Raw genomic sequence first — 11,372 nt, 5'->3', positions numbered from 1 at the left:
GCCCCACAGGGGGGACATGGGGGCAGGTCCCCAGAGGGGGTCAGGCTCGGCGGAAGTTGAGGGTTTCGCCGAGGGCCCCCGCGCGCCACAGGTCCTGACAGGCCTCGGCCATCTCATCGAGGCCCTCCACGACCTGCCCCCACACAATGCCGGGCACCCACCCCGCATCGCCGTTGATCAGCAGATTGTTGCGCTCATAGAACAGCGCGAGATCGACCACGGTGTTGCGCCCCGCGTGTGCGGCCTCGTTCCCGCGTTGCTCGGCCGCGGCCTCGTAGCCGTAGGACGAGGTCGACAACTGGGTGTCCGTGAACGTGAAATAGCACAGGTCGCCCGGGATGGGCGTGATGGTGGGGTTCTCCAGCGGTGGCTCCTGCGGAGCAAACGGGGGGATGAGCGCGTAGATCTCGTTGCGCGCGTACTTCGCGTGGAAGACGTCGCCGCCGAGTGGCAGCGCGTCCCACACGGCGGCACAGGTGATCGGTGCGCGGTCGTCGAGCAGCTTTGCCGTGCAGCTGACTCCCCGCTTGTCCAACGACACTTCGATGAAGCGATCAGGCATCGTGTCTCCGCACCAGGTGGGCGTGTTGCGCAATGACGGGTCAATGGTGGCCCAGACATCGGGCATGTCGCGACCCCATCACAGGCTGGAAATGATCCGCATATCTTCATCCCGGTTGGGTAGCCGCGCGCCCATGGCTCCACCACAGAGGAACAACACCACTCGTGCCGGGAGACGTTTGAACCGTCGGTCGCTGCTCGCGGGAGCGGCGGCCTTGGGTGCGGTGAGTGCGCTCGGGGCGACAACCGCATGCAGTCGGGTGTCCAGCGCGGACACCGAGAACGGGGGGGATCTGCTGGAACGGCTGAAGGCGCAGGGCACGGTGAAACTGGGCCTCGCCGGTGAACAGCCCTACAGCTACATCGACAAGCACGGCAAACTGACGGGGTCCTCGCCCGCGATCGCGCGGGTCATCTTCGAACGGCTGGGTGTCGCGAAGGTCCAGCCGTTCCCGACCGAGTTCAACTCGCTGATCCCGGGGCTCAACTCGCAGCAGTTCGACGTGGTCGCGGCGGGCATGTACATCACGCCCACCCGGTGCGAGCAGGTGCTGTTCGCGGACCCCGAGTACGAGATGCGCGACGCGTTCATCGTGCGCAAGGGCAATCCGAAGAACCTGAACAACTACCAGGACATCGCGAAGGCCGGCGCGAAGATGGCGACCGGCACCGGCTACGCCGAGATCGCCTACGCGGAGGAGGCGGGACTCAAGGAGTCGGAAATGCTGCTGCTGCCCGACCAGTTGGCCGGGCTGCTGGCCGTCGAGCAGGGCCGCGCCGATGTCTTCGCGGGGACGGCGGTGACCGTCCGCAACGTGGTCAGGCAGACCAAGAGCCGCAAGGCCGAGTTCACGGAGGCGTTCACTCCGAAGCTGGACGGCAAACCGGACCTGGGCACCGGCGCGTTCGCCTTCCGTAAGAACGAGACCAGGCTGCGCGACGCCTTCAACCGTGAGCTGCACAAGATGAAGGAGAGCGGCGAACTCTTCCGCATCATGAAGCCGTTCGGCTTCGTGGAGGAGGAGATGACCACGATGACCGCGAAGGAGCGCTGCGCATGACGGACCTGACCTCGGGTTTGTGGGAGCTGCTCCTCCAGGGCGTGTGGGTGACCGTCCAGCTGACCGTCTTCAGCGCGGCACTGGGCGCTTTCGTCGCCTTCGTGGTGGGTGTGGCCAGGACGAACAGGCTGTGGATCGTCCGGTTCGTCTCCGGCCTGTACATGGAGATATTCCGGGGCACCTCGGCCCTGGTGTTGATGTTCTGGATGTTCTTCGTGCTGCCCGTCGCGTTCGGCTGGCAGCTGGTGCCGATGTGGGCCGCGGTGCTCGCGCTCGGCCTGAGTTACGGCGCGTACGGTTCGGAGATCGTGCGCGGGGCGCTGGCCGCCGTCGCGCCCGCCCAGCAGGAGGCGGGCATCGCGCTCAGCTTCTCGCCCTGGCAGCGGCTGATGAAGATCTCGCTGCCGCAGGCGTGGCCGGAGATGATCCCGCCCGCCAACAACCTGCTGATCGAGCTGCTCAAGGGCACCGCGCTGGTGTCCGTCCTGGGAGTCGGCGACATCACCTTCGGGGCTTCGCTGGTGCGCAACGCGCTCGGTGAGAGCGCCCCGGTCTACACGATCATCCTGGTCATGTACTTCGTCCTGGCGTTCCTGCTGACGCGTGTGATGCGCGCGGTGGAGCGGAAGGCGAAGGCGGGCATCGGCCAGGCTCCGACGAAGAGCGAAGGCATGCGAAAGCCGGACGTCAAGCAGGTCACCGCGGTCTCGCGCTCCAGCCAGGGAGGTGCGGCCTGATGCAGTGGGACTGGTCTGCTGTCGGTGACTTCATGCCGCGCTTCTGGGACGGCGTGCTCGTCACGCTCGAAGCGCTGGTGCTCGGCTCCCTGATCGCCTTCGCGCTCGGCCTGGTGTGGGCCATGGCGCAGCGCTCGCCGCTGAAGGCGGTGCGCTGGCCGGTGACGGCCGTCACCGAGTTCGTCCGCAACACCCCGCTGCTGGTGCAGCTGTTCTTCCTGTTCTACGTGCTGCCCGAGTGGAGCGTCACCCTCTCCGCGCTGACCACCGGCATCATCGGTCTGGGTCTGCACTACTCGACGTACACGGCCGAGGTGTACCGCGCCGGCATCGACGGTGTCCCCGCTGGACAGTGGGAAGCGTGCACCGCGCTGAGCATGCCGCGCGGCCGTACGTGGAGCGCCGTCATCCTGCCTCAGGCGATCCGCCGCGTAGTGCCCGCGCTGGGCAACTACGTCATCGCGATGCTGAAGGACTCGCCGCAGATCGCCGCGATCGGCGCGCTGGAGATGCTGGGCCAGGCGCGGCAGTTCACCGCGACCAGCTTCCAGCCGACCGAGCCGATCACGGTCATCGGTATCGCCTTCATCGTCATCGCCTACCCGGCATCCCTGCTTACGCGAGCCCTGGAGCGTCGTCTTGTCCGTTGAGAAAACCCCGAGCGCCGCTGCGACCGAGGCCACGAACCCGGCGGTCGACGGCAGCGAGCTGATCAGATTCGACAACGTCACCAAGCGCTACGGCAGCAACGTGGTGCTGGACAACCTCTGTTTCGACGTGGCGTCCGGCAAGCACGTCACGCTCATCGGCCCGTCGGGTTCCGGCAAGACGACGATTCTGCGGCTGCTGATGACACTGGTGAAGCCCGAGGAGGGCACCATCAAGGTGGCGGGCGAGTACCTGTCGCACGAGGAGCGGAACGGCAAGCTGGTGCCCGCGGGCGAGAAGCACTCGCGCGAGGTGCGCAAGAAGATCGGCATGGTCTTCCAGCAGTTCAACCTCTTCCCCAACATGAAGGTGCTCCGCAACATCACCGAGGCGCCGGTGCACGTGCTGGGCATGGGCAAGGACGAGGCCGAGCAGCGGGCGCGCGAGCTGTTGGAGATGGTCGGCCTGACCGATCACCTCGACAAGTACCCCACCCAGCTCTCCGGCGGTCAGCAGCAGCGGGTGGCGATCGCGCGTGCGCTGGCGATGCGCCCGCAGGTGCTTCTGCTGGACGAGGTCACCTCGGCGCTCGACCCCGAGCTGGTGGCCGGTGTGCTGGACGTGCTGCGGGACATCGCGCACTCCACGGACATCACGATGCTCTGCGTCACGCACGAGATGAACTTCGCGCGGGACATCTCCGACGACGTGCTGATGTTCGACGCGGGCCGGGTCATCGAGTCCGGGTCGCCGGAGAAGATCTTCAGCGACCCGGAGCACGAGCGGACCAGGGAGTTCCTCAGCGCCGTCCTGTGACCGGCACTGGCCGGTCGTCGCTTCCTCCCTGTGCGCCGAGGGGCGCACAGGGGGGCGCACCCGGGGGCGCATTCAGCCTTCTGGCATATGCCGATAGCAGCAACGGCCCCGCCGACGGGCGCGGTTGACCGCTATCGTGGACGTACTGCCGTACCGCCGCGGCCCACGGGCCGGTGACGGTGCGGACGGTCACAACCCCAGGGGGACACCGTGACGCTACTCCAACCGTCCTCAGGCCCGGCCGAGGAGCCGGAGCGGGAGCCGGTCACGCCCTTCGGCTCGGTGCGGTACGCGCTGCGGGTGCTGGAGTCGGCCGCCCGGCACCGGGACGGGGTGTGCGAGGAGACGATCTCGCGCGAGGCCGAGCTGCCCCACGTCCGCCTGGGCCACCTGCTGCGGATGCTGTGCCGCGAGGGCTATCTGTCCCGGCTGGAGGACGGCAGCTACGTCGTCGGAGAGGCGCTGGTGCTGCTCGGCTCGGGGGTGGAGCGCGCCAGGGCACTGCGCGAGCGCCTGCAGAGCACGCTGGACGAGCTGCGGGACACGGTCGGCGCCGCCGTCTACTTCGGCCGGTACCAGGACGGCGAGCTGGAGAGCGCCCAGGTCGCCGACGGGCCCACGACCCCGGCGGTCAACCAGTGGGTGGACTTCCGCTCGGCCGCGCACGCGACCGCGCTCGGCAAATGCCTGCTCAGCCAGCTCGACCACGACCGGCGCGCCGACCATCTGGCCCGCCACAGGACGCCGCGGCTCACCTCCCGGACGATCACCGACAAGCGGCAGCTGCTGGACAGCCTGGACAGGCAGCCGTCGACGGTCCCGGTCCTCGATCTCCAGGAGTACGCGGTGGGCACCGTCTGCGCGGCGGTCCCCGTGACGGCGGGCTCCGCGGTGAGCTGCCTGGCGCTGTCACTGCCCGTCACCGAGGCGCACCGGCTGCGCAAGGCGGCCGAGCTGCTGAGCGAGCGGGCCGCCCCGGTGATGCTGTCGCTGGCGCTGTGAGGACCGCCGCCGCACGCCGCTGACCTGCGCGCACTACGGACGCGAACCCGTGAAAAGCGGGACGCGGACCCATGGAAAGACCGCGTCCCCCTCGGTGACCGAGGGGGACGCGGTGTGAGGTACGCCGTCAGGGACTCGAACCCCGGACCCGCTGATTAAGAGTCAGCTGCTCTAACCAACTGAGCTAACGGCGCCTGTCGGCCGTCCCCGGCCGACGACAGAAATACTACCCCCTTCGCGGGGGTGCTCGTGACCACCGTGGCGGGCCGCCGCGGTGCGCGACCACCGCGTCACTCCCGGTCAGATCGGCAGGGTCAGCCCCGGCTGGCGCCGGCGGACGGAGCCCACCAGCAGCAGCACCGTGCCCGCCAGCGCCCAGACGGCGAGCACCAGCAGCGGGGTGCCCAGGGCGTTCCCGGAGAAGTAGACGATGTTGCGGACGGCCGTGGTGCCCGCGCCGGTGGGGATCCAGTCGCCGATCGCCCGCCAGAACGACGGGACGAGGTGCTTTTGGAAGGCGCCGCCCGCGCTGGGGTTGCCCAGGACGACGAAGAGGATCACGGCGATGCCGATGCCGACGATCCCGCAGAAGGCCTCCAGCGCCATCGTGCAGGCCGCCGTGGCGAAGACCAGCAGCGCCCCCAGCCACCACAGGGCCACGAAGTGGCCCGGCAGCGCGTGCAGCACCGGGTCGACGATGATCGCGCCGCCGAGCCCGGACAGTACGGAGTAGACGGCCACCCCCGCCAGCCGCACCGCGCCCGCCCCCGGCCGCGACGGGCGGGTGCCCGCGACCACTCCCAGGAGTGAGGCCAGCAGGTAGCCGCCCACCAGCCAGCCGACGATCAGGTAGAAGGCGGTCAGGCTCTCGTAGTCGCGGTCGCCCGAAGGTGCGATGTCGACGACCTTCAGCTGCCGGTCCTGCTCGGCGGCCACCCGTTCCCCGACGCGTCGCAGTGCCTGGGCCTGCGGACCGCCCGCGGCGGAGGCGATCAGCAGCGTGTCTCGGCCGCCGCGCGGGTCCATGACGTAGGCACCCTCGGCGTCCCGCTGCTCGATGCGCTCCCGCGCCGCCTGCTCGTCCTCGACGGTCGTGGGCTCCAGTGGGTGCCCCGGCAGGTCGTCGAGCCGGTCGGCGGCCTGCTGCGGCGCGACGACGGCGACCGGGATGCCCTGGGGGTCCGGGTGGTGGAAGGAGCCGATGTAGGAGAGCAGGAAGCCCAGTTGGATGAGGAACACACCGGCGACGAGAGCGAGCGTGCCGGGAGTGAACGCGCCGCGGGCTCCGGCGCCGGAGGTGGCGTTGTGCATGGACCCGTTTCCTTGGAGGGTTCCGTTTTCGGTACCACTGCGAGTGATTTCCCATCCATACCGCATCGCCCGCTTCTTTCCCGGCTGTTGGCCTCCCGGGCGCGCCGCGAAGTGGCTCCCTGGCGCGCCGTGAAATGGTCCCCGGGGCGCGCCGTGGTGGGCCTCTCTGGCGCGCCGTGAAGTGGTCCCCGGGGGCGCGCCGCGGTGGGACTCTCTGGCACGCCGTGAAGTGCCGGCGCGTGGCGGAGTCCCCGGCCATGGGCGAGACTCCTGGCATGCCCGCAGCCCTGACGCGTCCGGCGCTCAGCCGCGCCCTGCTCGCCCGCCAATTCCTCATCGAGCGCGCCCGGATGCCCGCCCTGGCCGCCCTCGAACACCTGGTGGGCCTCCAGGTGCAGGCGCCGGGGCCGCCGTACTTCGCGCTGTGGAGCAGGCTGGAGGGCTTCGACCCCGGCGAGCTGGCCCGCCTGCTGACCGACCGCGAGGCGGTCAGGATCACGGTGATGCGTGGCACCCTCCACCTCGTCAGCGACCGCGACGCCCTCCAGTTGCGGGCCCTGACCCGGGTCGTGACGGAACGGGCCCTGCGCTCCCACTACGCCAGGGCACTGGGCGAGGTGGACGTGTGGCAGGTGGCACAGGCCGCCCGCGACCTGCTCGCCGAGGGCCCTATGACGGGCAGCGTGCTGGGCGACCGCCTGCGGGAGCGGTGGCCCGGAGTGGAGGCGCGGGCGCTGTCGATGGCGGCCCGCTACCTGCTGCCGCTCGTGCAGGTCCCTCCGCGCGGGCTGTGGGGGCGTTCGGGACAGCCCCTGCTGGAGACGGTGGAGACCTGGCTGGGCCGGCCTGTGGCGGCCGAACCGTGCGTGGAGACCATGGTGCTGCGCTACCTGGGCGCCTTCGGTCCCGCCTCGGTGCGGGACGCCCAGACCTGGTCGGGGCTCACCCGGCTGGGCGAGGTGATGGAGCGGCTGCGTCCGCAGTTGCGGGTCTTCACCGACGAGCAGGGGCGCGAACTGTTCGACCTGCCCGAGGCGCCGCGCCCGCACGCCGAACTGCCCGTGCCCGTGCGCTTCCTGGCCGAGTACGACAGTCTCGTCCTCTCGCACGCCGACCGCTCCCGCCTGATGGACGAGCCGGTGCGCCGCGCGCTGGCCACCCGCAACGGGCAGGTGCCCGGCACCTTCCTGGTGGACGGACGGGTGCGCGGCACGTGGAAGGCGGACACGGGGCGCAAGGCGGCGTGCTTGACCCTGACGCCGTTCGGGCGGCTGGCGGACGAGGCGGAGCAGGCGCTGGCCGAGGAGGGCGAGCGGCTGCTGGAGTTCGCGACCGACGGGCGGCCCGTGCCTCGCCAGGTGACCTTCGCCGCGCCCCGTCCGCCGGGGCCCGCGTAGGCTGGCGCCGCCCCGCGTAGGCTGACGCCGGGAGGCGTCTGAAGGAGGCCGAAAGGTGCGCAGCGGGGGAAGGCTCGGTCGGATCCAGGAGCGGATCAAGAGGCTGATCATCGAGGAGCGGATGCCGCCCGGCGCGGCGATGCCGACGGAGTCCGAGCTGATGGAGCGGCTCGATGTGAGCCGCAACTCCGTGCGTGAGGCGCTCAAGGCGCTCCAGGCGATGGGCATCGTGGAGATCCGGCACGGTTTCGGCACGTACGTCGGCGCGATGTCCATGGCGCCGATGACCGAGCAGCTCTCTTTCCGCACCGTCGCGGGCCACTACCGCGGCGAGAGCAGCCTGCTGCAACTGCTGGAGCTGCGCGAGGCGGTGGAGACGGGGCTGATGGCCCGGTTGGTCGCCGAGTACGGGGGTGAGCCCGGTGCGGGCGGGGAGCGGTTGGCCGCGCTGGAGGCGCTCGTTTCGCAGATGCGCGAGGAGGCGCACGCGGGCGCGGTGCGCGCCGAGACGGACCGTGCCTTCCACTCGGCGCTCTACGCGGGGCTCGGCAACGCGTTGCTGAGCGAGGTGCTGGACGCGTTCTGGGACGCCTTCCACCGGGTGCGGACGGATCTGGCCGAGCCGCGTGCCGATCCGGTGGTGACCTGGCGGCAGCACGCCGAGATCCTGGCCGCGGTCCGTGCCGGTGACGTACGGCGCGCGGAAGAGGCCGTTCGTGACCACTTCGGCGACATCCGTGAACGCCTCCGATCGACCCCGTCGGAGCCCCCCACGCGACAGCCACGATTCGATGGCTCATCCGTCACATCTGTCGCCGCCATAACGCCACAACAGCGCTAAACCGCCCCTACCGGCCTTGCGTTCATGTGACGAGTCCGACAACCTGACGTGCGGTTACCGATCGGTCCAGGCGTGCTGGGGGAGCACGGAAAACGGCTGGCACACACGATCGAACGACCGCAGGGGAACCGCGAACCGGCCCGCACCCGTCTCCCGCGCACGGCGGCCGAAGTCTGCCGCGCCCGGGCCGAGGGTGCGGGACTCGGGCCAGCACGAGGCACGCAGCGCGCTGCGTGCGGGGGGAAGGTCTCATGACGACGCCGCCGACGGGTGCCCGGCAGCCGGTCTCGAGCCCGCAGGAGAACCAGGACCCGACCCGGACGGCGAAACTGCGCATACCGAGACCGCCCAGAACCCCCTCACCGCACCCCTGGGATCGCGCCGCGCCCCGCTACGACTACGAGCACTACAGCCGCCTGGCGGGCCCGCTCACCCGCCCCGAGCCCGGCAGGCCCTACCGCGTGACCTACCGCGGCCTGCTCGCGGACGAACCGCACCGGCTGCGCGCCGGTTTCCTGCTGTGCCTGGCCCCCCTGCTCTCCGCCGGGCTCCTGGTGTGGCTGATGCAGCCGGCGCACTGGACGAAGCGCGACGCCGGCGAGGTATCCGACCTGGTGCTCAAGCTCGACATCGTCATGCTCGTCTCCATCGGGCTGATCGAGCTGTTCCGCACGCTGAACGTCATATCCAACGCACACGCCACCCTGGTGGCCCGCGACCCGATACCCGTGGTGCCCGAGGCCGGTACCCGCGTCGCCTTCCTCACCTCGTTCGTGCCCGGCAAGGAGCCGATCGGGATGGTCACCAAGACCCTGGAGGCGGCCGTACGGGTGCGGCATCGCGGCACCCTGCACGTCTGGCTGCTCGACGAGGGCGACGACCCCGAGGTCAAGGAGGTCTGCCGCCGCCTGGGAGTGCACCACTTCTCCCGCAAGGGCGTCGCGCAGTGGAACACCGGGAAGGGCGCCTTCCGCGCCAAGACCAAGCACGGCAACTACAACGCGTGGCTCGACGCCCACGGCGACTCCTACGACTACTTCGCCGGCGTCGACACCGACCACGTGCCGCTGCCCAACTACCTGGAGCGGATGCTCGGCTACTTCCGCGACCCGGACGTCGGCTTCGTCATCGGCCCCCAGGTCTACGGCAACTACGACAACTTCGTCACCAAGGCCGCCGAGTCCCAGCAGTTCCTCTTCCACGCCCTCATCCAGCGCGCCGGCAACGCCTACGACGCGCCCATGTTCGTCGGCACCAGCAACGCGGTACGCATCTCGGCGCTCAAGTCCATCGGCGGCCTCTATGACTCCATCACCGAAGACATGGCCACCGGCTTCGAGATGCACCGCCACCGCAACCCCGCCACCGGCAACAAGTGGCGCTCCGTCTACACCCCCGACGTCCTCGCCGTCGGCGAGGGCCCCAACGCCTGGACGGACTTCTTCACCCAGCAACTCCGGTGGTCCCGCGGCACCTACGAGACGATCCTGGGCCAGTACTGGCGCGGCTTCGGCTCCATGCCGCTGGGCAAGCTGTTCAACTACACGATGCTGATGATCTTCTACCCGATCTCGGCACTCAACTGGATCCTCGCCGCCCTCTCCTGCGCCCTCTTCCTCGGCATGGGCGCCTCCGGCGTGCAGATCGACCCGACCGTGTGGATGGCGCTGTACGGCAACGCGACCGCTCTCCAGATCGGCCTCTACATCTGGAACCGGCGGCACAACGTCTCCCCGCACGAGCCGGAGGGCTCCGGCGGGCTCGCCGGCATGCTGATGTCCGCGCTCTCGGCGCCCATCTACGCGCGCTCCCTCTTCGATACGGTGCTCCGCCGCAAGAGCAAGTTCGTCGTCACCCCCAAGGGCAACTCGGCCAGCCCCGACACCCTCTTCGGCACGTTCCGCATCCACCTGTTCTTCCTCGCGATCTTCGGCGGCTCCCTCGTCGGTTCCCTCTTCCTGGGCCACGACCACCCCGCGATGCTCACCTGGGCCGGGCTCGCGCTGCTCATCACCGCGGCCCCGATCATCGGCTGGCGCGTCACCGTCCGCGCCGAGAAGCGCCGCAGGGCGCGCCGGCGGGCACGGAGCCGCCCTGCGGACGGCCGACAGAGCGACGCCACCGGGTACGCCGATGCGCCGGGGGCGGCGCCCGGTGCCGCCGCCGGGTACGCCGATGCGCCGAGTGCGCCCGCTGCCGCCTCCGAGTACGGCAATGCGCCGAGTGCGCCCGGTGTCGATGCGCCGGGGGCGCCCGCTGCCGATGCGCCGGGGGCGTCCGCTGCCGCCACCGGGTACGCCGATGCGCCGAGTGCGCCCGCTGCCGCCGCCGAGTACGCCGATGCGCCGAGTGCGCCCGCTGCCGATGCGCCGGGGGCGTCCGCTGCCGCCGCCGGGTACGGCAATGCGCCGGGGGCGCCCGGTGCAGGCGTGCTGCGCGAGGTCGCGCCGGCTCCCGCCGCAGCGGTACCGGTCGGCGCCCCGCACGGGCCCCTCGCCGGGCACGGCGAAGGTGAGGGCCTCCCCGGCACGGGGCGCCGCGGCTTTCCGCAGCCCGCCGCGCCCTCCACCGAGGCGGCGTGGGCGGGCCCCGGCCAGTGGGCCCCGGGAACGGGCCGCAGGCGGCGTCAGCCGACGGCCCCCGAGGCCACCGAGGCCTGGGACGTCGCGCCCGCCCCCGCGCCGCAGTCCGGCGCGTGCAGCCCCGCGCCGGGCCACCCGGACCCGGACCGCACCGCGCCGGTCGGCCACCCCGGGGCGGACGCCGGTACGGCTCCTTCGCACGGACACCTCCCGGACCAGGACACCCGCCGGGCCGCCGCCCATGGCGCCCCGGGACCGCGCGGTCGCCTCACCGGCTCGAACGGGCACCTCACGGACGCCGACGCACACCGGGCCGCCACCCGCGGGGGCCGCGGGCCGGGCGGGCACCGGGCCGCGGCCCAGGCGTACCCCGGTACGGGCGAAGGCTGGGCCGACGGCCCCTCGCCGAGCAGCGG

Annotated in this window: 9 protein-coding genes, 1 tRNA gene and 1 pseudogene; 8 read left to right on the top strand and 3 right to left on the bottom strand. The window is 71.0% G+C overall.

Going from position 1 to position 11,372, the window contains the following annotated elements; genetic code table 11:
- Positions 1–40: 40 nt before the first annotated feature.
- The gene (locus tag AB8Z75_RS22520; RefSeq protein WP_369204792.1) at positions 41–562 is read right to left on the bottom strand and encodes a DUF3830 family protein; all 522 of its coding nucleotides are present in this window, start codon (positions 560–562) and stop codon (positions 41–43) included.
- Between the two features lie 133 nt (positions 563–695).
- Between AB8Z75_RS22520 and ehuB the strand changes: the two genes are divergently transcribed.
- From ehuB to AB8Z75_RS22495, 5 genes are all read left to right on the top strand, one after another.
- Complete coding sequence (gene ehuB / locus AB8Z75_RS22515; RefSeq protein WP_369204790.1) at positions 696–1,622, top strand: ectoine/hydroxyectoine ABC transporter substrate-binding protein EhuB; 927 nt, start codon at positions 696–698, stop codon at positions 1,620–1,622.
- Positions 1,619–2,359 (top strand): ectoine/hydroxyectoine ABC transporter permease subunit EhuC, encoded by a 741-nt coding sequence (ehuC, locus tag AB8Z75_RS22510; protein ID WP_369204788.1) that lies wholly within the window; start codon positions 1,619–1,621, stop codon positions 2,357–2,359. Before ehuB ends, ehuC begins: the two co-directional genes overlap by 4 nt.
- Complete coding sequence (gene ehuD, locus AB8Z75_RS22505; RefSeq protein WP_369204786.1) at positions 2,359–3,009, top strand: ectoine/hydroxyectoine ABC transporter permease subunit EhuD; 651 nt, start codon at positions 2,359–2,361, stop codon at positions 3,007–3,009. The genes ehuC and ehuD overlap by 1 nt, the downstream gene beginning before the upstream one ends.
- Positions 2,999–3,823 (top strand): ectoine/hydroxyectoine ABC transporter ATP-binding protein EhuA, encoded by an 825-nt coding sequence (gene ehuA, locus AB8Z75_RS22500; RefSeq protein ID WP_369204784.1) that lies wholly within the window; start codon positions 2,999–3,001, stop codon positions 3,821–3,823. The genes ehuD and ehuA overlap by 11 nt, the downstream gene beginning before the upstream one ends.
- Before the next feature lie 210 nt (positions 3,824–4,033).
- Positions 4,034–4,825, top strand: a complete 792-nt coding sequence (locus AB8Z75_RS22495; RefSeq protein WP_369204782.1) for an IclR family transcriptional regulator — start codon at positions 4,034–4,036, stop codon at positions 4,823–4,825.
- Between the two features lie 120 nt (positions 4,826–4,945).
- Here the strand turns inward: AB8Z75_RS22495 and AB8Z75_RS22490 are convergent.
- Positions 4,946–5,019 (bottom strand) — tRNA-Lys (locus AB8Z75_RS22490).
- A gap of 106 nt (positions 5,020–5,125) precedes the next feature.
- Positions 5,126–6,136 (bottom strand): DUF3533 domain-containing protein, encoded by a 1,011-nt coding sequence (locus AB8Z75_RS22485; RefSeq protein ID WP_369204780.1) that lies wholly within the window; start codon positions 6,134–6,136, stop codon positions 5,126–5,128.
- 275 nt (positions 6,137–6,411) lie between these two features.
- Between AB8Z75_RS22485 and AB8Z75_RS22480 the strand changes: the two genes are divergently transcribed.
- The 3 genes and pseudogenes from AB8Z75_RS22480 to AB8Z75_RS22470 all read left to right on the top strand — a co-directional run.
- On the top strand, positions 6,412–7,533 hold the full coding sequence (locus tag AB8Z75_RS22480) for a winged helix DNA-binding domain-containing protein (RefSeq protein WP_369204778.1): 1,122 nt from the start codon (positions 6,412–6,414) through the stop codon (positions 7,531–7,533).
- 55 nt (positions 7,534–7,588) lie between these two features.
- A complete protein-coding gene (locus AB8Z75_RS22475; protein WP_369204776.1) occupies positions 7,589–8,374 on the top strand; it encodes a FadR/GntR family transcriptional regulator in 786 nt (261 codons plus the stop codon).
- 251 nt (positions 8,375–8,625) lie between these two features.
- Positions 8,626–10,443, top strand: a pseudogene (locus tag AB8Z75_RS22470) (glycosyltransferase family 2 protein); the annotation flags it as partial.
- Between the last annotated feature and the right edge of the window lie 929 nt (positions 10,444–11,372).

The organism is Streptomyces sp. PU-14G (assembly GCF_041028275.1).
GTDB lineage: Bacteria > Actinomycetota > Actinomycetes > Streptomycetales > Streptomycetaceae > Streptomyces.
This window is presented reverse-complemented; position numbering and strand designations above follow the sequence as displayed.

Excerpts from the sequence above, each read along its gene's own strand:
- AB8Z75_RS22485 (WP_369204780.1), bottom strand. The coding sequence starts at position 6,136 with ATGCACAACGCCACCTCCGGCGCCGGAGCCCGCGGCGCGTTCACTCCC.
- ehuB (WP_369204790.1), top strand. The coding sequence starts at position 696 with ATGGCTCCACCACAGAGGAACAACACCACTCGTGCCGGGAGACGTTTG.
- ehuD (WP_369204786.1), top strand. The coding sequence starts at position 2,359 with ATGCAGTGGGACTGGTCTGCTGTCGGTGACTTCATGCCGCGCTTCTGG.
- ehuC (WP_369204788.1), top strand. The coding sequence starts at position 1,619 with ATGACGGACCTGACCTCGGGTTTGTGGGAGCTGCTCCTCCAGGGCGTG.
- AB8Z75_RS22520 (WP_369204792.1), bottom strand. The coding sequence starts at position 562 with ATGCCTGATCGCTTCATCGAAGTGTCGTTGGACAAGCGGGGAGTCAGC.
- AB8Z75_RS22480 (WP_369204778.1), top strand. The coding sequence starts at position 6,412 with ATGCCCGCAGCCCTGACGCGTCCGGCGCTCAGCCGCGCCCTGCTCGCC.